Here is a 23,855-nt window from a genome sequence, read left to right on the forward strand (position 1 = left end):
GTAAAACCATGGGATAAAGTCTCGTCTCTTGCCAGAATGAGTTACCCGTCATAATGCTATGTCATCCCCTATAAAGAACTCCATACTATCGGCATCGCTCTGCCGGAACCATAAAAAAAGAGATCCCCGCCTTCGCGGAAATCTCCAATGCATTTGAAATGATCATTCATTATTCATTATTTAATGTTTTCTAAACGAAGAGTTCAACTTCCTTACGAACACTTACTATACCCGCAGTTCCCGCACGTCTTGCACCCCTCGATGTTAATCAAGGATGCCCCGCCGCAGGATGGGCACAGATCCAGCGACATGGAGCCCCCGCCTGCGTGCGCGCCATGTCCGCCATATCCAGCAGCTGGCGTTGCCCCGGCTTCGCCTGCATCGACAGGCGCCATCGTGGCCGCGACCGGTGCCGGATCATGGTCATGATCCGCCTCGGCGTTGTTGGCCACATGCGTTTCGAGTGCCTTCGCCACGGCGTCGGCGATGGACTCGACGCGGTTCGCGCCGAAGCCGATCGCGCCGGTGCCGCCGATGCCCTTGAGGTGCTTGATCAGCAGCTCCACCTTATTGCCATGGTCCCCGTAACGGAGGAACAGGGAGCAAACGCGGCCCAAGGCTTCCGCCATCGCGAACACATCCGATCCGGCTTTGCCGACGTTCAGGAAGATTTCGCTTGGAATGCCGTCCAGATCGTTGATCGTAATGTACGCCATACCGAACGGCGTGTTCATTTTATAGGTCGCGCCGCGCAGCACTTGCGGGCGCTTCTTGTATTGTTTATCCAGCCCGCTCTTGCTCGGTGAGGCTGTCACGGCCATGCTTGCAGCCGCCGGCTCCACGCTCGCCGCATCCTCAGCCGCTTGCCCTGCCGCGCTTTGCTCAAGCGCTGTTTCCGCAGTAGAAGCTGTTGTCGCTTCGGCCGCTTTATCTTCTTTTCTCTCCGTTTGCAGCACCTGCACGTCGCGGCTGCCGTCGCGGTAGATCGTTACGCCTTTGCATCCCAGATCGAATGCCAGCTCGTACAGGCGCTTCGTATCTTCAACCGTGAAGTCCGCCGGACAGTTCGCCGTCTTCGAGATGGAGCTGTCCACCCAACGCTGAATCGCCGCTTGCACGCGGATATGATCCTCGGCGGAAAGACTCATCGCCGTGACGTAATAGTCCGGAAGCTCCTCACCCGGATGGCTGTCCAGCCAATCCTGGGCAATTGGGACGAACTGCTCGTCGAAGCCGAGACGGCTTTGACGGAAGTATTTGAAGGCGAAGTACGGCTCGATACCCGTCGACGTTCCGACCATCGTACCCGTGCTGCCTGTCGGTGCTTGGGTGATGACGGTTACGTTGCGTGCACCTTTGTTGCGTACCGCTTCAGCAACTTCTGGATATACCTCGGTCATATTTTTCATGAATCCGCTTTGCAGGTACAGTTCGGCATCGAATGCCTGGAACGAACCCTTCTCCTCGGCAATATCGGCGGATGCAAGATACGCTTCGCGCGCGATGAAGCCATACAGCTTATCCAGGAACTCCAGCGATTCCGGGCTGCCGTAACGGATGTTCAGCTTGATCATCAGCTCGGCCAGACCCATCGTTCCGAGACCCACGCGCCGCTCTTTCTTCTGATTTAATTCGTTTTCTTCAAAATGGTACGGCGTCCGGTCAATGACATTATCCAGGAACCGCACGGAGTAACGCGTCGTTGTCGCCAGCTCTTCCCAGGCAACGTCATGATTCGCTTCATCATAGAACTTCGACAGGTTCATCGCGGACAGGTTGCATACGCCCCAGCCCGGGAGTCCCTGCTCACCGCAAGGGTTCGTACAGATAATCGGGTTGAAATACCAGCTGTTGGACATCTGGTTGTAGTATTCCATGAAGACGACGCCCGGCTCTGCCGATTTCCACGCGGATTCGATAATGGTATGCCAGACCTCGCGTGCTTTTACCGTTTTATATGGAATGATACTGCGTCCAGCTTTCTTCCATTTATCCAGATCGCCGTCCCACAGCTCATCATAATCCGGATCGGTAGTATCCGGGAACACCAGCTCCCAGTCCAGATCTTCCTTTACGGCCTTCATGAAATCGTTGCTGACGCATACCGACAGGTTCGCATTCGTAACTTGTCCCATCGTCTGCTTTACCGTAATGAAATCCTCCACGTCCGGATGCCAATCGTTAATCATCAGCATGAGCGCACCCCGGCGGCTTCCGCCCTGCTCGATCAATCCCGTTGTATAACTGAACAATCCGCCCCACGATACCGCACCGCTTGAAGATCCGTTCACGCCTCTTACAATCGCGCGCCGAGGACGCAGGGAAGACAAGTTAATGCCGACACCGCCGCCGCGTGCCATAATCTCGGTCATCTCGGACAGGGTTTCCATGATACCGCCCCGGCTGTCCTTCGGTGAAGGAATCACGTAGCAGTTGAACAGCGTCAATTCATCGCTTGCACCCGCTCCGGCTGCAATCCGTCCGCCCGGCACCAGCTTCCAATCATCCAGAATCTCGCGGAACTTCCCGCGCCACTCTTCCTGCAGTTCCGGCGTTGCCTCAACCGATGACATGGCGGCCGCGAGTCGATCCCACATTTCTTCCGGCGTTTTCTCGATGGTTAACGTCAGCTTCTCCACATCCGATTCCACAAGCTCGCCCTTCCGTGTCTTCACCGTGACCTTGCGGCCTTCGCGCTTCACGATTTCGCCAACTTCCTTGGTCGGAAATTTAGGATCATCCTTCGTCAGAACGAGCACCACATCGCCTACCTTAGCGTTGTTGGTGTCGGCATCCTTCCAGGCATACCGGTCCAAAAAGATCTTCTCGCTTAAACCTTCCAGCCGCTGATTCTGCATCGTACTCAAGAGCAACTACCTCCTATATAAGATATAAAATTAAAAAGATTCCCCAGTATATGCGCTCACCAACAACATAACCTGTTATGTAGCCGGTCAAACATCAAAAACCACTATACACACCATATATAGTGCTGTTAATTCATTATACTACACTATATATAGGTTAACTATGCCGATATTGTGAAAATTAAGCCGACAAATCCAAGCTCCCGCTCGCAAGCTTCCGCTTTCTTCCTCTCGCTCTCTTTTTCGCCATTCCCTATGAAAAAAAAGGATGAAAATATCCAATTCCAGCAGCCGTGCGCCCTTCGGGTTATTCCACGCCCTTCCGAATCCGTGCAAGGTTATGAAGACTTCTTTTTTCGTCCATACTACATATACACCGTTGGCCCGGAATCTTTCACAACAGGAGGAGATCGACATGAACCATCAGCCATCTGCCGACTCAGGCATGATTTTCGACCCGCGCCTTCCCGTTCCACTGCAGATCGACCGTTCCTGGTTTGACGATCTCGCCGGTCGACTGGACAAGGGCGGACCTTGGGGTGACTATCGTCTGGCCCAGCTTGCCGTGGAGGGCGAGAAATCGCGTCTCGTTACAAGCTTTGAAGAACTGCAATGCCTCAAGCACCTTGGCGGCTTGTCCCCGCTCCCCCATCAGACCGATACCGCAAGACGCGTCTTGTTCGAGATGTCGGGCAGAGCGATTCTGGCCGATGAGGTGGGACTTGGGAAGACGATTGAAGCCGGCCTTATTTTAAAAGAATACATCGTGCGCGGCCTGGTATCCAAAGTGTTGATACTGGTTCCGGCTTCCCTTGTGCTGCAATGGGTTCGCGAGCTCAACTCCAAGTTCGGCATTCCCGCGATTGCGCAGAAAAAAGCGTACTCCTGGGGCAATGATATCGTTGTCGCCTCCATGGACACGGCCAAGCGCGATCCGCATCAGGAGATTCTGCTGAACGAGGAGTACGATATGCTCATCATCGATGAGGCGCATAAGCTCAAGAACAAGAAAACGTCCAATTATCAATTCATTCAAAAGCTGCGCAAAAAATACTGCCTCTTGCTGACGGCCACGCCGGTGCAGAACGATCTCAGCGAGCTCTTCAATCTGATCACCCTGCTGAAGCCGGGTCAGCTCGGAGGCCAAGGGCAGTTTGCCGCTAATTTTGTTGTCGATAAACGAAGACCCAAGAACCAGGATCAGCTCAAGGATGAGCTGTCCAAGGTCATGATCCGTAACCGCCGCGGCGAAGGCGAAGTGAAATTCACCAAGCGATCCGTCCGCAATGTAGGGCTTAGCCTCTCGCCCGAAGAACAGTCATTATACGACGGCGTCACGTCCTTCGTCAAAGATCAGTATCAGGCAGCAGGGGGAAATTTAAGCAGTATGCTGTCCCTCGTTACCCTCCAGCGTGAAGTGTGCAGCAGCCGCGATGCCGTCTTCGTGACTCTTGTTAATCTGTCCAAGAAGCTGCCGGAGGACTCGCCGCTGCGCGATAAAATCTGGGAGCTGGTCTATCTCATCAAGGCCATCAAAGCCAACACCAAGGCGGAAAAAGCCATTGAGCTGATCCAGCAAATGAACGAGAAGGTCATTGTATTTACGGAATACCGCGCCACGCAGGAATATTTGCTCAATTATTTCCGCGATCACGGACTGATCTCCGTACCGTACCGGGGCGGCATGAACCGCGGCAAGAAGGACTGGATGATGGACCTCTTCCGGGGCAAGGCGCAGGTCATGATTGCGACGGAAGCCGGGGGTGAAGGCATCAATCTGCAATTCTGCCACCATATGATCAACTTTGATCTGCCCTGGAATCCCATGCGGGTCGAGCAGCGGATCGGACGTGTGCATCGTCTCGGCCAGACCAATGACGTGAAGATCTACAACCTGTCCACGTCGGGAACCATTGAAGAGCATATCCTGAATCTGCTGCACGAGAAAATCAACATGTTCGAGATGGTCATCGGCGGACTGGACGTCATCCTGGAGCGGTTCGAGAAGAAGGAATCCATCGAGAAGAGCCTGTACAAAATCATGCTGGAGTCCGGCAACGATGATGAAATTCGCCAGCGCATCAGTACACTGGGTGACTCGATTCACCATATTAAACAGGATATCGAGCAAGGAAGCATCGTCGAAGAAAATCTGAGAGAGGAAGAGGCCTAATATGACCATGACGCCGCAGGAGGTGCAGCAGCACTTCATGGCCTATTTGGAAGCCACCGAATGCACCGTCATTGAAAAATCGCCTGAGCACGTCACCGTGAAACTGTCGCCGCAAGCTGACAAAATGCTCACCAACCGCCCGTATTACTGGGGCTTCGTGGAACGTACCGGCGCTCCCGCCGAAACGTTGTCGTTCAATTTCGTGTTTGATCCGGAAAAATACGACGAACGGCTGGCAAAGACCAAAGAAGCCGAAACCAAAGCGCAGCTCGCTGCGCCTGCGCAGGATCCGCTCCTGGCCCGCTTTTATGGGAATGCCCCGGTGCTGCCTATCCTTGGTCCCGGCCGCATTCAGCGGGAGAACATCGGCTACGGCAGCAGCCGGCTCGCACAGATCTGGAATGCTTCCCGGGAGGAAGGCAAATGCGTCTATCTGTTCCAGCAGCGCGAGACCGAGCCGCGTCCGCGAGCCCGTTCCACTCCGTATGAGCAGTGGCTGGGCGTCTGTTTCAAGGTGGAGTTCAGCTGTGATCTCAAGCGGGAGGAATTGTTTTTTCTCGGCATCTCACTATCCAGCCGTTCGATCGCCCAAGACTTCCCGGCGGTCCTGAATGGACGCGAACTGACGCCCCGCTTGCCGGAGAGCGTTCATGTCCGCCCGGCTGCGCTCACCTTGCAGCAGGCCGTAGATGCGCTGGAGAACCATCTCATCGACAAGCTAAGCAAGCTCGACTATGACTGGGCCACAAAAGCAAGAGAACGTCTTGAAGATGAACTGTTGGTCATCGACAGCTATTACGAGGACCTGCTCAAGGAGCAGGACGAAGAGAAAAAAGCGCTTATCGAGGAGCAATATAAGAACCGCCGGTCCGAAATGCAGTGGCAGTACGAGCCGAAAGTGAGCTTGTCCGTCATAACCTGCGGTCTATTTCATCTATGTTCGCCTGTGGGTGCGTCATCATGACGCCCCTCTACAAAAGCAGGCAAAAAAAGAACCATTCTCCCTTCTCCTGCCGCGACAGCTTGCAACAGCCTTTGCAGAGCTTGTCCGATATGATGATTCCATCACATCCATGGCGTGTAGGGCCAAGGAAAGGCGGTTAATGATTTGAAACGGTGGAACATGAAACTTCATAACCCTAATGACAAGGATTTTAAGCCCAGATCACCCTATAATAAGCAGTTGAGCCGATATCGAATGTTGTCTGTCTCCGTTATCGTAACGACCATCCTGTCGTTCAGCACGGTCCAGCCGCAGGCAAGCATAGCTGCCGCAAGCCAAGCCGATGTTTCCAATTCTGCGGATAGCCTTAGTCTGACAGGCACTCCGTTTACAGCGGATCATCATATATTAGGCATTTCAGGTGTTAATCCGAACAAAGCCGTGGCTCAGGTGCCCGGGAGTTTGATGGACTTTGCTGAGGAGACCGTCGCTCAATTATCGGCCCATGCGCCATTTACGACCTGGGACGAAGCAAAACTCGAATTCACCCCGCTCGGTCCGGGCACGCACGGCTGGCTGGTCACGATTTCCGCTGAAGGACTGCCGCAAGGATACATGATTATCAGTGCAGGAGAAGAGGGTGGATATATCCTAAGTGAATACGGGATCGGCTCGACCCTTCCCTACAGCCAAGCTCCGCTGAAAGAGCGGCTCGCTGCGGAAGGTCTTATGAAGGCCGGAGGATCATTGCCTCAAGGGAGCATCGTGCGTAAGCTGTATGAAGTATCCCCTGTCTGGCAGGTCCAGCTCCCCGGCAAAAAGCCGGTCTATTTTAGTGCACTGAACAGCGAAGCGCTCCCGGATGAGCCTCAGAAGACACAAACAAAGACTAAGCCGGTATCCATATCCCTGCCTGCCGCAGCCAAAGGACTCGTGGCTTCATCCACGTCGAATCGTTGGTTTGCCGGAACGCCGTCCATCGCATCCGGGGACTCTCTTGATCCTTACGATAATCTGCTGTGGCTGACCTCAAGCAATCTAACGGCCCGAAGCAGCGCCGATCTGCGGAATTTACTGCAGGAGCACTCCACCCTGATATTCAAGTCCAAAAAAGGCAATGCCGCTTACGGCGCACCTTTTAACTTAACCGGCTGGCATCGCTGGTCATCGGGGAATCAGGAGAACCCGGCTGCGCTATATGTTTCGGTTCCCTTGCGGAATACGGACACCCTCCGTTTCCTGCCGGCATCCCGGTTAATCGGGCAGGGACAATTTTATGCTCAGCCGGAAGAATACGGCTTCGGCAGCTAACAAGCGATTTACGAATATCATATGCCATCCCATACAACAGCCCTCATTCCTGCAAAATATGCCATAAATGACAAAAGGACGCGGCCCTTTCACAGGGCAGCGTCCTTTATGATTTCACGGCGTTTTACAACTTGTTCACCCACATGGGTCGACAGCCATCCAGGAGCTTGGTCGCCCCAAACCGGAGATCGTGCGCACATGAAGCAACTCGCACGATGTACAAAATGCGGATTCATAATAACATGCAGCAGCAGCTACTTTGTCTTTTTTTTGCGTTTGGTGGTTACATCCTCTTTCCACAGCGACATGGAGAGCGGAATCATGCCGAACCACCTTGTGGTCCAGGATTCCTTCACCTTCGCCTGGCGCCGAACGTCCTTAGGCGTATCTATATAATGAACCACTCGTTCGGTAATGTACTTGATCAATTCATCGCCGCTAGCCATACGAATCAACTCCTTATGGTTTTTCCACATCCCAGTATCAGTTTGCTCCATTTCGATCGATTCTAGACGCACGCACTTGAACAGCATGATTTTTCCGCCAAATGCACATTCTAAAAAAGCCGAAAATTTTACGTGAAAGAAGGGAGCCAACATGATTAAGACAGCCATGGTATGGATGCTTCTCTTTACACTGGCACTCCCGAGTTCTGTTATGGAAGCCTATCCAGTGAAGGAGCAAGCCATGACGCGCCCCGCGCATGCCGTTCATCCCATCCCCATATCGACAACAAGGCTACTGACCGAAACGCCGGAATCCACCCACTCTTCAGGGCAGGAGATCGACCAGTCAGAACTAAGGCAGCTGCACCCTTTTGCCCATGATGTCATTATGATCGATGTGGGTCATGGCGGAATCGATGGAGGAACGTCGTATGGAGACATTCTCGAAAAAGATATCAACCTGGCCATTTCGCGCAGACTGTTCATGCTGCTTCGCAAGGAAGGTTATCATGCCGTCCTGAACCGCGATGCCGATTACGCGCTTAGCGACGACAACCGTTGGCATCGAAGCTCCTCGAGGCATCGCCGCGATCTGTCGCAGCGCAAGCAGCTCAGCAGTGAAATCCCGACCAAGTTGGTGGTCAGCATTCATGTGAATTGGGGAAAGAACTCGTCCAAGCGCGGAGGCATCGTTCTGCATCAATCCGAGGGACGCAGCACCCTGCTTGCGGACACCATTCAAGAGCAGTTGAATCTGGTTTACCGTAACAACAATCACATCATGGTAGGTAAACCATATTATCTGCTGAATCAAACCAAAGTACCCGCCGTCATTGTGGAAACCGGCTTTCTCAGCAATATGGAGGACCGGACATTATTAACCGGCCGTAACGGTCAAATGCAGATCGCCGAGGCCATTGCCGACGGGATTATCAGTTATTTAACAGCCCTGTAGTTAGGGGCTGTTTTTTTGCTATATAGACCTGCCTGCTCCAATAATTAGGTCTATCAGCCTTATATTATGTAACTTTAATTAACATCAATATGAAAAAAGTATCATTTTTTTTGAAATTGTGATAGAAATTCCGGGATATTATGATAGTATAACTAACATATAGAAAGATAGATTACTCAAATAGGAATTGGGGGAGATCGCGATGTTGGACTGGCTTGGCTATCGCCAGGGACTTCCGCTCTGGATTTCATGGCGTCTGAATCGTAATTTGAAGAACGATGTTGAAGACATATTCGAAGGTATTGCCGAAACGCGTAAAGAACTGCTGTTCACTTGGAGTTATGAGTATTGGGGACATCTGGAACGACTGAAGGAGCAGCTGAACAAGGATAACCCCCATGATTCGCAAGTCGGCAGCGAACGTCCTCGCCCTTTGTCTTCAGACACCCGGTTGAATCAGGAACAGCTCTTCTCTGCCTTGTATTCGCGCGCTACCGACTTTACGGAATTATTCTTGTTGAACCCCTCTGGTGAAGTCACGTACTCTACATATGCTTCACACATTGGAGCCAGCTATAGCAACAGCAGCCCTCTGGGCCAAGCGATCACCTATCTTACCGGTTCAGACACCGGCAAATTGCTCTTTGGGCCATATGCCGACCCCATCACGTTGACCATTGGCCCGCGATCCTCTACCTTTCACGACAAAATGACGCTTCTGTTCATGAATGCCATCTACACGAACGGCACGTTTGCCGGCATCCTGTGCGGCCGTGTGCCGAATGACGTGATCGGAGATTTAATCCAGCGGGAATCCGGCCACGTTTACCCTGATTCCGGCGACAACTACATTTTCATGGCCAAGCCCGAAATGAATCATCACATCGCTCCCGGAACCGCTCTTTCCAGAAGCAGGTTTGAAGATCGAACCTTTACTCATGGCGAGAACCTGAAGGACGGTGTTACCACCGATTGGGGAACCGTTTCCGTTAAAGAGCATACCGAGCTTGAGCTTATCTTCACCGATCCGGCGACGGGTCAGCTGCACCCGGGAGTAGCCAATACCATTGCGAACGGAAGCAATCTGTTCGTGGTCTTTCCGGGATATTCCGATTACCGCCACATTTCCGTGATCGGCAAAGGCGTCACGTTCCGCTTGCCCCATTGTCCGGATGTTTGGGGAATGATGTGCGAAGGAGATTTGGAAGAGGTTTACCGCATTCGCAGCATTCGCTTTAGACACGCTAAGCTCCATGGCGGATCCACCCTTTTGTCCAGTATTCTGATCGCTCTCATTGTTTATGTTACTGCTGCTTATGGGTCACCTGCATTCGCCGCAATTGTAGGAGGATTCGCCTGCTTGGTCTCTGGCCTTCTTACCTCTTACCTGATCGGCCGTAAAGAAATCGGGCGCTTCGCAGATCGTCTTCGCAACCTCAGCCGGTTCATCCGCATGAATGCCGAAGGCAGCGGCGATTTGACGCAGCGGCTGGATATTCACCGATTCGATCAGGACGAAACGCGCGAATTAGCCAAATGGATCAATAATATGATCGACTCCCTGGAAAGCATCATGATGCAGGTGAAATTAACGGCAGGCGATGTTTCCGCCAGCCAACTGGTCATGAATGACACAACGGCCGTCACCGTTACCTCCGCACAGCGTGTCAGCGGCAACATTAGCGAGATGATTCGCAGCATGCGCAGCCAGCTGCAGGATATCGATGCGGTGAAGGAAAGCGCGGAACAGATGCGGGAGACCCTACGCCAGCTGGAACGGCAAGCGAATCAACAGATTGATGTAGCCAAGAATGAAGTGGTCCGTATCGGAGACAAGATGTCCCATATCTCCTCAAAAGTCGAGGAAACGAATCAGACGATCCGGAATTTCATGGGAACCGTTCAGGAGGTCACCGGCGTGCTGCACGCCATCGAGCAAATATCCTCCCAAACCCATTTACTGGCCCTGAATGCTTCGATTGAGGCGGCGCGGGTCGGAGAACACGGACAAGGATTTGCCGTGGTTGCTAGCGAAATCCGGAAGCTGTCCGAACTGACCAGACAGTCCACGGAAGAGGTCCATCGAATTATCAGCCATATCTATAAAGACGCCCAGCAAGCCGTGCTATCAATGAAGGAAGGAACCAAGGTCGTGCAAGAAGGGAATCTGCTGGTTTCCGCTGCCTCCGAGCTGCTCGCCGCCGCTGCCGAGGATGATCTGCGAAAGCATCAGGCTGTTGATAAAGTGGTACAGCTCATGGAGAAAATTGCATCGGTCAGCAAGGAGAACCGGAAGATTTCCAAGGATGTGGAGAGCAAGGTACAGGAGCTTACACAGGAAATCGAAAGCGTAAGGTACACTTCCGGCAATGTTGAAGTTATTGCAAAATCCATGCAGCAGCTGGTAGGACAATTCAAGCTCACCGATTCCCGTATCCGATAAATTGAATGCACCTCAACATAAGTACAGCCTTCCATACAGGGATCCGAATCACCGGGACCTTGTATGGAAGGCTATTGTTTTTTATGGCCGTGCAGGGAGTGGGCTGACCATTGTCCGATAACCTTTGTACCGTCCAGTTACTCACAAGATGCCATTACATTGCCATCGGTTCTGCTATTGCGCTAATGCGCACGAAGCGGATCAGGCCTCCAGCTTGAATGCTCTCTGACCAGATCGCTGATACCGACAAACTCCACCTTTGTCTGCAGTTTCGGAATGGTTCCTTTCAGTGCTTCTGCCGTTCGCGTTCCATATTTGCCGACATGGCCAATGGCAATGCAGGATGTTCTCTCTTCCGCATGCTGTGCCGCAGTCTGCAGCTGCTTACTCACGTGCTGAACGGTATGAACATCATCCAGGAATATGTCATTGGCGATGGACGGCATCCCCTTCTCCGCTGCCAATTTGCCAACCACGCTGCGGTAGTTTGTCTTGCTGTCGATAAAGAACAACCCTCTCTCCCTGCATACTTCGAGTACAATGGACATGACCCGCTCATCCCCGGTAACCTTGGAGCCCATATGATTATTAATCCCTACGGCGTAAGGGACCGAATCGATTGCCTCTTCCATGCGTTTACGAATCTCCTCATCGGTGAGCGAACTCAGAATGGCACCCGGTCCTAGCCAGGAAGATCGTCCTTGCTTTGGCTCCATGGGCATATGGATAATGACGTCATGGCCTTGACGATGCGCGGCTTCGGCGTCCTTCACGCTTGTCGACAAAAAAGGCATCACGGCGACCGTGATCTTGACAGGCAGATTGAGCATTTCCTGAGTCCCTTTCTGATCATTGCCAAAATCATCGATGATGACGGCTAACTTTTTAACTTTCGCTTCTTGACCATGCCTGCTGCTCCCGGATTCTTTGTGCATCTCTTTTGTTTCTTGATGATGAGGAGCTGCCGCTGGGATCCTCATCACTCCCGCCCCATATCCGATCTGACCTGCGTTCACGAGGATCCATACCACACATAGCAAGATAGCCGATTTTTTATATACGTTCCGCATGGTTACTCCCCTTTCCATTCATTTTCATGCTAATGTACACCTAACCGTATTGTTTGAGAAAAGGTATGCAAATATGTAAGCAAGGTGCATTCAGCATAGACACACAACCTTTTTACTAAGAAATAAAAACAAGACACGTCCCGTCGCCGGAAAACGTCTTGTTTCATATTCCTTATTGATTCGGTTCAGCTCCCCTTCAAAAAGTAAAAAGCATCGTCATTCAGGAATCCCCCGCTCCCGCAATGACCCGCAGCGCATTTCCGACGGATTGCAGAAGATTGCCGGCCACCGTCAGATCGTTGGCTTTCTTATTCGCAGCCGTGCCCCGCAGCTCCGCGGTAATTTTAGCCTGAGCGGCGTTGGCTATCGACTGCATCGCATTTCCAAGGATGGAGAGCCGTTGACCTTCATCTTGCTGCTTCCTTCTTTTGGACAGCATTTTCGTTTGACCAAGCGCGGCAATATTCGTCCCCAATGCTTGCAGCCAAGCATAGGCCGCGAGCTGCTCCTGAGGATCCAATGACTTAGCTGGCAAGGCAATCCCTTCTTTCAATTATCCATATATTTCATTATTTAATATAATACGCGCATCATTTATTTTGGTTAAAGTCTTACATCCCGCCCCTTCCAAATCTAAACACAAAAAAAGCTCGTAAACTGCTAAAAAGCAAGTTTACGAGCTTCTTCAGAAGAATGCGGTCGAGAGGACTCGAACCTCCACGGGGGTTAGCCCACACGGACCTGAACCGTGCGCGTCTGCCAATTCCGCCACGACCGCGTATCATGTTCATCGCTTATAGGAGACAAGTCCTTATCAGCGGCGACAAGATATATAATATCACGCCATGTGAATCGAGTCAACATTTTTTTTGAACTTGATTAAAAACCTGTTTTTCGGTTAAAATAAGAACATAAGTTCTCATTCAATAACCATTTTCTATATAAAGGCGGTGATGTTGATGGCCATACCGGCTGTTACGACGGAGGAACGAGCATTGATCAAAAGTTATCTGCTGCTGATGTTCATCCATAAGGTGTTTGAAAGGGATTGCCGAATCATTCAGGAGAGCGGTGTCTTCAAGAGCCCTCAATTGTATGTAGAGGTTGTGGGGAACGGAGCCAAACGGGCTGCTGTGCTTCTTCGTGAGGTGAAGCAAGAATTTACCAAGCGGGCGATCAAGGTGTATGATATCGGGCAAAACCAGGAAGGAATCCAGGCGCGATATGCATGTCGTGGTTACATTGGTTCGATGAACATTCTATGGCCATCCTTCCGTGAGGAGATGATGGACCGCATGCGAGCCTATCTTGGACTGGTCTCGCCCGAGACCGAGTCCTCTATGCAAGCCCATCCTCCTGCCGCTGTTTCCGCCCGCTAAATCGCTGCCCCTTAAACAGAGAATAACCGTCTCCCCCTGAACAAGATTGCTCCGGTGAGACGGTTATTGGTGATCGCGAATCAATGAAGATTATGCTGCACGCGGGTCAGTCCCTGCGAGAGAGCATGTCCCGCGCTGGCGGCAGACGCCACGGCTACAGCCTCCATAATCTGCGCATCCGAGGCTCCCTTCGCACGGGCTTCCTCCATATGATAGAAGGTACACAGCTCATTATTGGCAAACAGTCCGATCCCCAGTGCGATCAGCTGCTTCGTTCGCTCATCCAGCTCGCCATCCTGAAAGCAGACGCCGGTGAACTGATGATACGCCTCTGCCATATCCGGCATGCTCTGCTTCAAATTCAGAATTTCATTCTTATAAGCCGAAACCTTGTCATTGGACATTTCCATAACCTAAAGCACCTCTTCCACAAAAAATTTGATGCGAGGTTAAGTTGTCCGACGAGTGCGAGATCTATGCCTACTCTTCGATCGGGCTTACTCTTGGATCTTTTTTAAGCTGGTAGCTGTAGCGGCGATCCAGTTTAACGACCCGCCGGTTTCTGCGGCGTATAATGACCTGCTCGGGGTCCCAGGCTACGACAAAGCCTATAATATCATTGGTCTCCAAGCCATCCCGCACAACCCGGACCAATTCGCCAGAGAGCCTAAGCTCATCAAGTCTTTCATCGCTAATCATCACCATACCTCCTTCATAAACTTACTGTGCAAAAAAAGACCTAAATGAGATCATTTAGGTCTTTTGAATGCGTTGCGATATCGACAAACATCCCGACTAAGAGATGTTCTATATACCCATTAACGCTGTGCCGGCTCGATACTGTCATTCTTCTCGTACCAAAAATCCAGAACGGTTGAAGACATGACGCGCTTTTCGATATATTCTACCTGCTGAGGCGTAAACTGTTCCTTCCACTCGAAGGAAACCTCCTCACACAATCCGGCAATCGTCAGCAGTTCTGACCAGGCAACATAGCGTTTGTACCAGAAAAACTGAGGATGTTCAATCATATAGGGATATAGATCATCAAACTCCGTATGTTTACAATCCAAAGCACGTTCAAAATGTACCTTTGCTTCATTCAGCTTCTCAATCAAAAACGGCTCGGTTACAGGTTGTTTCCCCATGGTGCTGCCTCCTCTCTCTTGCCTACCTCTTTATTATAAGCGAAAATCACGGAGGCGAAAAGATTTTGTTGTGATTTTAGGCTGAAATGCATTTAAATTCGTCTACGAATTTCCATGATTACGCACGCCAAAGGCCAGGGTACAAACGTTCATGACTTAAGGCCTACCTTTCAGCTCTATCCTGTCATGCCATAAGCGCTTGATATAATCCTGATCCTAGCTGAACGTAATCTTGCCGTCCTCAAGCGACGATATGGTGACAAGCGACTCCACATGAATATTCTGTTCGCGCAGCGTTCTCGCTCCGGCCTGGAAACTCTTTTCAATCACAACGCCAAGCCCGATTAATTCCGCCCCTGCCCGTTCAATGATCTTGATCAGGCCTCTTGCAGCGTCTCCGTTCGCGATAATGTCATCAATGAAGAGCAATTTATCCCCTTCACCGATAAACTGGCGCGATACCATAATATCCGTGACAATGCCCTTGGTGAAAGACGGAACCCGCTCACATAAGGCGTCTGGATCGGCGAGCAGCGTTTTTTTGCGCCGGGCGAATACCATGGGGACTCCCAATTCAAGCGCCGCGGCAAATGCAACAGAAATGCCGGAGGATTCCAGCGTCACGACCTTGGTCACGCCGCTCTCTTTAAATCTCGCCGCAAATTCCCGGCCCATATCCATAATTAAAGCCGGGTCCACTTGATGCGTCAGCAGGGCATCCAGCTTCAGCACCTGATCCGACAACACGACACCTTCTTTGATGATCCGCTCCTTCAACCAATCCATCCCAAAGACCTCCCACGATTCCTTTGTCGTAAAAGTAACATATTCCTCCTTGTACGGCAAGTACAAACGGATACTCCGTCATTTAACTGTACGGTTTCCGTCATCATTCCTGACATTGATCTCCGCTGCCTGGCACTAATCATGGGTCATGCCTCCAGCCAAGGACCTGGGACAGGTAGGAGTCATGTCCCAGCTGAGCCAAGCATACCTTGTACTATGCAGAACGATTAACTTTCAAGGGGGATGCGGGGCTTGCGTAATTCTATTCGTGTTTTACAGATCGCCTTTACATATATCGGAACCATCGTTGGCGCTGGCTTTGCTACCGGACGGGAAATCCTTCAATTCTTTACCCAATATGGTCACTGGGCTACCCTTACCATTCTGCTTACGACAGGACTATTCATTTGGCTCGGAACGAAAATCATGACGATATCCAGACGGATCGGGGCCAAATCCTTTGAGGACTTGAACAAATTCCTGTTTGGAGAGAAAGCCGGCGTGTGGATCAGCCGCTTTATGTTTATCATTTTGCTTGGAGTCAACAGCATCATGCTTGCCGGCGCGGGCTCTGTTTTTGTGGAGCATCTAAATTTGAGTTACCAGACCGGGTTGTTTGTCACGATGATCGGAACCTATTTCATTCTCAGAAAAGGCATCCAGTCCATCATGACGATGAATAGTCTCGTTGTGCCCATGATGCTAACCTTATCGCTTGCGATTATTTCTCAGACGATTCAAACGCCGGGTGCCACCCGATTCTTAACCTTAACTACGGACCACAGCCTGCCTTCGGTTTGGCTTGCGCCCCTGCTCTACACCGCCTTTAACCTGGTAATGGCGATGCCGGTGCTGGTCCCGCTCGGGAGCCAGACCGAAAGCGCCCGCACCGTAACCTGGGGAGGCATCATTGGAGGCACGGGTGTAGGCTTTATGCTGATGGCAGCACATTTTGCGATGTCCGCCCATATGCCCGGCATCGCCCAATTCGAAATCCCGATGGGCAGCATCGCCAACCAACTGGGCTGGCTGGTGCAGATCATCTATCTCATTCTGATCTTCCTTGAAATTTTCAGCACCTTCGTGGCGAATATCTACGGCATTACCCTGCAGGTTCAGCAGCGAACCTCGCTCTCGCCCAGAGTGATTACCCTTGGTATCATGGTGTTCTGTTATTTTTTCAGCCAGTTCGGATTCAGTTCCTTGCTCTCTCTCCTCTACCCGATGTTCGGGGGATTGTGTCTGCTCTGGGTGCTCCGACTGACTTTGTTCGGAATCCCCGAAATCAGGGGGAAATAAAGGGGCTTTCCCAAAGGATGGTAAATCTGCCTTTGGGAAGCCCCCTTCTTATGGCTGCATCGTGATGAATTGTGCATTGGGTATGCGTTCCATGGTTTGCTCCGCAACATGTCGATGACACGTCATCATGACGATTTGCCGGTCTTGCGACAATTCTGAGAGAAGCTCGAGCGCATGTCCGAGCCGTTCCCCGTCAAAATTAACAAACAGATCATCAAGCAATAACGGCAACCCAGCCGCATGCGGCATCGATTGGATCAAACCGAGCCGCATCGCCAAATATAACTGCTCCGCCGTGCCGCGGCTTAGCCTGCTGCTCTCCACCCATTCACCAGTCGGGCGTTCTGCCAGCAGGCTCTGATCCCCCATCCGCATGACAATCCGGCTGTACATGCCGCCGGACAGTATGGAGAAGTATCGGGATGCCAGCTGCAGCACCTGCGGCTGTTTCTCTTCCTCGTACATGCGGCGCGTGCGTTTGATAAATTCGGAGGCCATCGAACGTACCGCATATTGCGAGACTAATTCCCGCAGGGCCGATCGCTGCTCCTCCAGCTGCTGCAGGGCCGAATCCTGGTTTCCCGCTGCTTCCAGTGACTCTCTCTCCTGAAGCAGCCGCCCCCGCCGTTCCTGGAGCTCGTCCCGCAGGCGGATCGCGGCGGATACGGCTTCCTCCTTCTTGATGCATTGTGCTTCAAGTTCCGCAGCATCCGTCAGCTCCAACAGCTGTTCAAGCTGCCGGCGACCCGCATCATCCCATCCGCTGAACATGGTAATTTCGTGATGGCGGATCGTGCGAACAAGTTCCTCACGGCGCTTCGCAGCAGCTCCCATACGAAGAAAGGTCTCTTCGTCTGCCGATTGGGACGATGCAATCAGAGCCGCTTTGCGCAGCTGCAGCCCTTCCCGCTCCTCTGCAATCGCAGCCCCCTCTTTGCGCAGCTCTTGTATTCGCTCTGCAAGAGCCTTCCTCTGTCTTGAGTCCTCTTGATAGGTCTTCCATCTGGAATGGACGTTGCCGAGCTCAGCGACGGCTGGGATTCGGCTGCCGTTAGCGTCTCCTTGGGGATCCGCCGCAAAGATCTCATTGCATTGGATGACGTAATCCTCCGCCTCTTTTAACAGCACGTCCATTTTCACTCCAAGCGATTTCTGCTGCCGGATCAGCTCCTGCCCCTGCTCCACTTTGACGAATACGTCCAGCATCACGTCAGGCGACAGACTCTGCGGGAGTGATCGGGACATAAGCCAATCCTCCCACTGCCGTTCCAGCTCCAAATATCGCTTCTCTTCCTGATCAATGGCGCCCTGAACCGTTAGTAGTTCAGCCGCTTGCAGCGCAGCCTTCTCCTCAGCCGCCGCACAATCGGACGTCAATCGATCAAGCCGCTGCCTCCATGCTTGCCAGCCCTCCATCACGGATCGAAGCTCGCGCATCTGCGCCTCCACCATGAAGGGGTCGCGAGCGAGAGCTGCGTTTTTGTCCCTTCGACTGCCCGGAATCGTGCTTGCTGCGGCCGCCGCGTAAGGAGCAGAGACGAGCCTGGAATAGAGATGATCTACATGCTCCGTTCCCTGCCCGTCTTGAACCTGGGTCTCATTCGAAGCCGCACCATAAACCTCCCGGCTACGTTGACCGCTCCAGAAAACATAACCCATACCAATCAGCATCACGATACCTGAGACCACGGCGGCTTCCGTGGTTGCCGTCCATAACAATACGGCTACCAGCAGGAATGTCATAACAGCCATTCCCGCCAACAGACCCGCGTACATCTGAGGGAATCTGTCCCTCGACGACTGACGCGTGGAAGCAGGCACAGGCTGAGTCCGGGTCAATCGCCGTTCACGCCAACGCTCGATCTCCAGCTGCAGCTGATTCCACAGTGCGGCGGTCTCCTGGGGCGCTGCCGGCTTAATCATGGCAAAAGCCTCTTGTCCCCGGTCCATCTCCTCGCGCAGCTGCCGCCTGGCTTCTCGCAGCGCCGATTCGGCTGCCGCTGCAGAACGCTGGGCCCCGCGCTGTTCAATGAACAGCGCCTCCATCCGGCGATCATACCCGGCAAAGGCCGTACTGATTCGCCGTACCTCCTCGCGCTCCGAGGTGGATAAAGGCAGAGCCAGCAGCTCTTGCCGGGTCCATGCCGGATCAATTTCCCGAAGCAGCTGTTCCAGCCGAATCTCTTGAGATTTATATTCGGCCGTAAGCTCGGCAAGCTCCCGGTTTCCGGCTTCGTGCAGACTTCGTTTCGCCCACAGCTCCTCAATCCGTTCGCCATACTGTTCCATGAAACCATTCAAGGGGAGAGCGCTCAGCTTATGCTCCGCATCCTCGATCGCCCGCTCGGTGCGAATCGACTGGGCGAGGAGAAGGCGCTCCTCCTCCTGCATCTTTTCGTAGCGGGTGATTCCATCCGGAGGAAAGTTGTCACTGTCCATCAGTTCCTTCAATTCCAACTTGGCCTCACGCCATTCCAGCCAAGCCGGATGAATGTCCTGCGCTTTTCGAAGCAGCGACAAATCCTCGGCGTCCCTGGTACGATCCTGCTCCAGCAGGCTCAACCGGTCCTGTATTTCCAGAATGGATGTAACGGTCTCGTTATAGCGGGGAACGAAAGTCCGGCTCTCCGAAACCTGGGTTCTTAAATGCTCGATGGACTGCAGCAGCTTAGCGGTATGCTGAACCTTTCCGCGCGGCTTATACAGCTTGTCCATCTCCTGGGACAACTTGCGTTCGGCCTCCAGTATATTGCCCCCGCCGCCGATTCCGGCATGGAACAGGTAACCGCTCATCTCGGCAGATTGCAGACTGCGGATTTCCTGCAGCTCGCTTAACGAAATGGCAAACAGCTGACGAAACATATCCCTGGACACGCCGCCCAAGGCATATTGCTCCAGCTCCTGTTGTCCAAGCTCGATCACGATCCCGTTATCCGCTAGTTTATGAATATGTACGCGCTCGCCTCTGCCGGTGGCTGAATGTCCTTCTCTGGAACGGCTGTAGCGCCGGATCACCCAAGGCACTCCCTCCTTATCCAGTAAACGCAGCTCGCCGCCGTGAACGCCTTCCCCCGAAGGTTCGCCGCGTTCTGCCGGCGAGCCCTTGCCCGGAAATCCGTACAGCATGGCTCTGATAAAATACAGGACGCTGCTCTTTCCCGCTTCATTCGGCCCATACAGCACGGTTACAGGAGCATCGATCGCAAGGCTCTTGTCCCGGACGGCTCCGAAGCCTTGAATGTTCATCCGCTCTAGTCTCATATACCGGCACCTTCCCCTTGCGAACGGTCGCGGAGCAATAACCCTAAGGTCAGTTCCTCTGCTCTACTTACCCAATCCAGCATTTCCTCGGGACTGATCTCGTCCAGCAAAGAACGGATTTCCGCGTGCTCGAGCAGAGGCTCCAGGCTCTTGGCAACAACCCCGTCAGGATCTTGAACCCGTCCCTGTTCTCCTCGAACAAGACGAAGCAAGTCCCCTGCAAAGCTGTCTTCCGCAAGCAGCCTCTGCCTGTCGATCGCGTCCCCGGAATGAAGGGAGAAGCTCTCGATCCAGACGCATCCCCGATAGCCGCATGTCTGCCCCTTCGCGGCCTCTCTTCTCCGCAGATCGGTCAGCAGCTCATCGAGCACATATCCGCCTTCAAGCTGACGATGAACCGAACCTCGTCCGGTAATCCGAACACGGATCATGCTCAGTCCATCCGCGTACGCTGTGGCTATTTCGTTCAGAATGGATTCCAGCGAGCGTCTCCATTCATCGACATCCTGACAGGAATCTAGTGGCGCTTCAACGATGTTCCAGCGCATGGAATCGAGCTCATGGAAGCTCAGCTTTGAGTTGAAGTCCCCATCCACATCGACGATATAACATCCCTTGGGCCCCGTCTCCCGAACATGACGTCCCTGGATATTGCCCGGATACACAATATAAGGAGATTCCTGCAAGGTTCGACGGGAGTGAATATGTCCGAGCGCCCAATAATGAAATCCGGCCTGGATCAGCTCCCTTTTTGTACAGGGTGCATAGGTTTCGTGCTGGGGATCCCCATCCACATTCGCATGCAGAAGTCCGATATGGTAGAGCCCGGATGACGGGGCAGGATAGCGTACCGCAATATTATCCGTGACCTTCGAGGTCGGGTACGACATGCCGGCGATGACCGCCACTTCTTGACGATCCGATCGGCGAACTGCCGTTACGCTTGCAGGTTCGGCCCCAAACACATGGACATGGGAGGGGAGCGTCATGGACAGCTTGGTGCTGTCCAGCGGATCATGATTGCCATGGATCGCATATACCGCAATCCCTTCCATTCCCAGACGGTTAAGGGAATCCAGGAAGCGAAGCTGCGCGCGCAGCGAAATGTTGGAGCTGTCGTAGATGTCCCCGCTGATGACGATAAAATCAACCTGCTCGTCGATGGCGAGTTTAACGAGGCGCTCCAGCGCCCTGAACGTAGATTCCTGTACGAACGACCGCAGCTTGTCATCGAGTCCGCTTATGCCGATAAACGGACTGTCCAGATGTAAATCTGCAGCATGCATAAATCGAAAAGAAGTCATAACCGATCCCTAACTCTCTATCTTAGGTTGAAATTTCAAATACATTTTTTTCAGTTCATTCACGGATCTGGACAGGGAGTATTGATTCTTCGCCTTATCCGAAGCGGTCCGGGCGAGCTCGTAACGATAGAGCGGATCGCTGATGACCTTCTCAAGCGCAACGCTGAGTGCCATCGGATCCTCCGGCGGTACCAGCAGGCCGTTTACCCCATCCTCAATCTGCTCGGCGATGCCGCCGACATCGGTGCCTACCAGGGCAAGACAGCTGAGTGCCGCTTCTGCGAACACCGAGCCGAACGCCTCCGCTCTTGAAGGCAGTACAAAGATATCAAAGAACGGCATGAACTCTTCAGGATGCAGCGTATATCCGTAAAAAATCGTCTCCTGGTAGATGTCCAAGGTTTTGGCCATCTCCTCGAGCTCCTGACGGGAAGGTCCGTCGCCGATAATATGGAGGACGTAATCATATCCTTTGCGTTTCAGTTCCGCGCAGGCTTGGAGCAGAATATCCAATCCTTTTGCAGGTACCAGACGGCATACCGTAATCAACTGCGGAACCGCATTTTCATGAGGCACCGGTTTAAATCGTTTATCATCAAATCCGTTATGGATGACCCCGATCGATTCGGGCGTATTCACGTACGGAGCCATGTAATCCTTGAAGGAGTTCGACACCGTCAACAGACGGTCGCTGATATGCTCAAGCTCCTTATATAAAGAGACCAGAAATCTGTGCTCCAGCCCTCCTTCTTTGATTCTTCCGTTCAGGATGAGCTCGCGCTCGTAACTGGAATGCACGGTTTGGATGAGCGGAACCTCAGGGAATACGGCTTTCATCGACATGCCTGCAATCGGATGATGGCTATGGATAAGATCATAAGGCTTTTGAAGACGCAGACGTGTCCACCACAGGTAATCCCGGTAGGTCTGAAGGTATTTGGCTACGATCGGACTGTCTTCGAACTCTTTCCAATCAAAGGTGTGGAATATCGGATCCTCCTGGCCTTTGTTGCGGATCCGCTTGGGCAGCCAGAACATCTCCATCTCCCAACGGGAGGAATGAAAACGCTCCTGCAAATAAGGAATCATGGACGAGACGCCGCCCGGCTGTTCAGGAGGGAAGAATAATGCTTGAAGAAGTTTCATGGGGATCCCCCTTTCTCTAAATCTCTTTTCAGATTCTTTTTCGATATGATATATTAGAACATATGTTTCATGCAAAGGAAACCTATCCCTACTCAGGAGTGAATCGATTTGTCCTATGAATTGAGCTACTGGTCCACTTCTCCACTACCCACCATATTTGCTGTATGCGGAGCTTATATCGCGCTCATGATGCTGATCATGTGTCTCTTTATGTACAGCAAGCAGCGCAAGAATGCTTACATATATATGGCGGCAGCCTTCTTCTTCATTATGACATACGAGGGTCTGAACATCCATTCAGCTTGGACGGGAAAACCTGTTTTTTCACCGGAATCGGACGTCCTCCGTTTCATTCAGCTTTTTTCGTTTGTCCTGCTGAACGTCTCGGTTGTCATGCTGTACCGTAAAATCAAGACCATGCATTATTGGCTTCCCTTGTTGTCAGCCCTACTTCTTATGCTTCCGCTCATTCTTCCCTCATTTCTTCCTTACACCCTGGACCCGATATGGCAAAGCATATATTTTGATGGTTTTCAGCTCGTTTCGTTCTACCTGGCTTATACCCAAGTCACCCCGCGGATCGGACAGCCGATCAAATATGCGATTGGACTTGCCGTTTACGCTTTCTCGGCTATTCTGCAAGCCATACATACCTATTCCGGCAGTCTGTCGCCCGTTCTTCAGGGACTGGCACTCGCGCTGCCAGTGCTCTTCTACAGCATCGTGTTCTTTATCCTGTTCAGACGCATTGTCGAGCTGATGCAGTCCATCTACCGGTCCGCCATAACGGACGGATTAACAGGGCTCTACAACCGCAGGCATTTCATGAAGTATCTGGACCATTACGCGTCTCAGGAATTGAAGATATCCGCGATCTTCTGCGACATCGACAATTTCAAGAAGCTGAATGATACCCAGGGCCATGCCAGAGCCGATGAAGTGCTGAAGCAGGTCGCCGCCATTATGGAGGAAGAGCTTGAAGGTATCGGAATTACCGGCCGGTATGGCGGTGAGGAATTGGTCGCCCTGGTGGTTGACCGTAAAGTCAAACCCGCCCAGGTCGCCGAAAACATCCGTGCCAGGGTGGCAAGCGAGAGCATCGTGACCATCAGTATCGGCTACAGCATACTGCGCAAAGGCGTTCGCGGCGATGAACTCATGAAGCAGGCCGACAAAGCGATGTATCATTCCAAAACGACCGGCAAAAACAAGGTGTCCGATTACCGGTCATTAAAAACCTCATCAACCGAACCAACGGAATCCGCCGGATAACACAGGCTCAGGCTGCCCACTATATGAAGTGGGCGGTCTTTTTTTTGCTTGA

At 52.4% G+C, this 23,855-nt stretch carries 19 protein-coding genes and 1 tRNA gene; 8 read left to right on the plus strand and 12 right to left on the minus strand.

Features of this window, described 5'->3' with window-relative positions; translation table 11 throughout:
* Positions 1–212 precede the first annotated feature (212 nt).
* Complete coding sequence (locus PAEVO_RS16075) at positions 213–2,858, minus strand: adenosylcobalamin-dependent ribonucleoside-diphosphate reductase (RefSeq protein WP_481856499.1); 2,646 nt, start codon at positions 2,856–2,858, stop codon at positions 213–215.
* Between the two features lie 424 nt (positions 2,859–3,282).
* On the opposite strand from PAEVO_RS16075, the gene PAEVO_RS16085 reads away from it, so the two are divergent.
* The 3 genes from PAEVO_RS16085 to PAEVO_RS16095 all read left to right on the plus strand — a co-directional run bounded on the left by PAEVO_RS16085 (position 3,283) and on the right by PAEVO_RS16095 (position 7,294).
* On the plus strand, positions 3,283–5,040 hold the full coding sequence (locus tag PAEVO_RS16085) for a DEAD/DEAH box helicase (protein WP_100538445.1): 1,758 nt from the start codon (positions 3,283–3,285) through the stop codon (positions 5,038–5,040).
* A gap of 1 nt (position 5,041) precedes the next feature.
* Positions 5,042–6,004, plus strand: coding sequence for a YqhG family protein (locus tag PAEVO_RS16090; RefSeq protein WP_100538446.1), 963 nt, complete (start codon positions 5,042–5,044; stop codon positions 6,002–6,004).
* 159 nt (positions 6,005–6,163) lie between these two features.
* Complete coding sequence (locus PAEVO_RS16095) at positions 6,164–7,294, plus strand: hypothetical protein (RefSeq protein ID WP_100539481.1); 1,131 nt, start codon at positions 6,164–6,166, stop codon at positions 7,292–7,294.
* A gap of 254 nt (positions 7,295–7,548) precedes the next feature.
* Here the strand turns inward: PAEVO_RS16095 and PAEVO_RS16100 are convergent, their stop codons facing one another.
* Positions 7,549–7,740, minus strand: coding sequence for a YqzE family protein (locus tag PAEVO_RS16100; protein WP_100539482.1), 192 nt, complete (start codon positions 7,738–7,740; stop codon positions 7,549–7,551).
* Positions 7,741–7,891: 151 nt separating this feature from the next.
* Here PAEVO_RS16100 and PAEVO_RS16105 point away from each other — a divergent pair, with 151 nt between their 5' ends.
* Both PAEVO_RS16105 and PAEVO_RS16110 read left to right on the plus strand, forming a co-directional pair.
* Positions 7,892–8,695, plus strand: a complete 804-nt coding sequence (locus PAEVO_RS16105; RefSeq protein WP_243390801.1) for an N-acetylmuramoyl-L-alanine amidase — start codon at positions 7,892–7,894, stop codon at positions 8,693–8,695.
* Between the two features lie 202 nt (positions 8,696–8,897).
* On the plus strand, positions 8,898–11,138 hold the full coding sequence (locus PAEVO_RS16110) for a methyl-accepting chemotaxis protein (protein ID WP_100538447.1): 2,241 nt from the start codon (positions 8,898–8,900) through the stop codon (positions 11,136–11,138).
* Between the two features lie 182 nt (positions 11,139–11,320).
* Here the strand turns inward: PAEVO_RS16110 and PAEVO_RS16115 are convergent, their stop codons facing one another.
* The 3 genes from PAEVO_RS16115 to PAEVO_RS16125 form a co-directional block, all read right to left on the minus strand.
* Positions 11,321–12,208, minus strand: coding sequence for a divergent polysaccharide deacetylase family protein (locus PAEVO_RS16115; protein WP_100538448.1), 888 nt, complete (start codon positions 12,206–12,208; stop codon positions 11,321–11,323).
* Positions 12,209–12,428: 220 nt separating this feature from the next.
* Positions 12,429–12,743 (minus strand): DUF6944 family repetitive protein, encoded by a 315-nt coding sequence (locus tag PAEVO_RS16120; RefSeq protein WP_100538449.1) that lies wholly within the window; start codon positions 12,741–12,743, stop codon positions 12,429–12,431.
* A 159-nt stretch (positions 12,744–12,902) separates the two neighbouring features.
* Positions 12,903–12,986 (minus strand) — tRNA-Leu (locus tag PAEVO_RS16125).
* Between the two features lie 181 nt (positions 12,987–13,167).
* On the opposite strand from PAEVO_RS16125, the gene PAEVO_RS16130 reads away from it, so the two are divergent.
* The gene (locus PAEVO_RS16130; RefSeq protein WP_100538450.1) at positions 13,168–13,587 is read left to right on the plus strand and encodes a YhjD family protein; all 420 of its coding nucleotides are present in this window, start codon (positions 13,168–13,170) and stop codon (positions 13,585–13,587) included.
* Positions 13,588–13,667: 80 nt separating this feature from the next.
* Here PAEVO_RS16130 and PAEVO_RS16135 read toward each other — a convergent pair whose 3' ends face one another.
* The 4 genes from PAEVO_RS16135 to PAEVO_RS16150 form a co-directional block, all read right to left on the minus strand.
* Positions 13,668–13,997 (minus strand): carboxymuconolactone decarboxylase family protein, encoded by a 330-nt coding sequence (locus PAEVO_RS16135; protein ID WP_100538451.1) that lies wholly within the window; start codon positions 13,995–13,997, stop codon positions 13,668–13,670.
* A 70-nt stretch (positions 13,998–14,067) separates the two neighbouring features.
* Positions 14,068–14,286, minus strand: coding sequence for a hypothetical protein (locus tag PAEVO_RS16140; RefSeq protein ID WP_076325776.1), 219 nt, complete (start codon positions 14,284–14,286; stop codon positions 14,068–14,070).
* Positions 14,287–14,405: 119 nt separating this feature from the next.
* Entirely contained in the window at positions 14,406–14,735 is a 330-nt protein-coding gene (locus PAEVO_RS16145) for a hypothetical protein (RefSeq protein WP_071221736.1), read from the minus strand.
* 216 nt (positions 14,736–14,951) lie between these two features.
* Positions 14,952–15,521, minus strand: coding sequence for a xanthine phosphoribosyltransferase (locus PAEVO_RS16150; RefSeq protein ID WP_100538452.1), 570 nt, complete (start codon positions 15,519–15,521; stop codon positions 14,952–14,954).
* 252 nt (positions 15,522–15,773) lie between these two features.
* On the opposite strand from PAEVO_RS16150, the gene PAEVO_RS16155 reads away from it, so the two are divergent.
* A complete protein-coding gene (locus tag PAEVO_RS16155; protein ID WP_100538453.1) occupies positions 15,774–16,820 on the plus strand; it encodes a YkvI family membrane protein in 1,047 nt (348 codons plus the stop codon).
* A gap of 48 nt (positions 16,821–16,868) precedes the next feature.
* Here the strand turns inward: PAEVO_RS16155 and PAEVO_RS16160 are convergent, their stop codons facing one another.
* Genes PAEVO_RS16160 through PAEVO_RS16170 form a run of 3 tightly spaced genes read right to left on the minus strand, consistent with a single transcriptional unit; the run spans position 16,869 to position 22,531 of the window.
* A complete protein-coding gene (locus tag PAEVO_RS16160) occupies positions 16,869–20,081 on the minus strand; it encodes an AAA family ATPase (protein ID WP_100538454.1) in 3,213 nt (1,070 codons plus the stop codon).
* The gene (locus PAEVO_RS16165; RefSeq protein WP_243390802.1) at positions 20,078–21,367 is read right to left on the minus strand and encodes a metallophosphoesterase family protein; all 1,290 of its coding nucleotides are present in this window, start codon (positions 21,365–21,367) and stop codon (positions 20,078–20,080) included. Before PAEVO_RS16165 ends, PAEVO_RS16160 begins: the two co-directional genes overlap by 4 nt.
* 27 nt (positions 21,368–21,394) lie before the next feature.
* A complete protein-coding gene (locus PAEVO_RS16170) occupies positions 21,395–22,531 on the minus strand; it encodes a glycosyltransferase family 4 protein (protein WP_100538456.1) in 1,137 nt (378 codons plus the stop codon).
* 108 nt (positions 22,532–22,639) lie between these two features.
* Here PAEVO_RS16170 and PAEVO_RS16175 point away from each other — a divergent pair, with 108 nt between their 5' ends.
* A complete protein-coding gene (locus PAEVO_RS16175; protein ID WP_100538457.1) occupies positions 22,640–23,803 on the plus strand; it encodes a GGDEF domain-containing protein in 1,164 nt (387 codons plus the stop codon).
* Positions 23,804–23,855: the final 52 nt, after the last annotated feature.

The organism is Paenibacillus sp. GM2FR, from assembly GCF_002803325.1.
Lineage (GTDB): Bacteria > Bacillota > Bacilli > Paenibacillales > Paenibacillaceae > Paenibacillus_AQ > Paenibacillus_AQ lautus.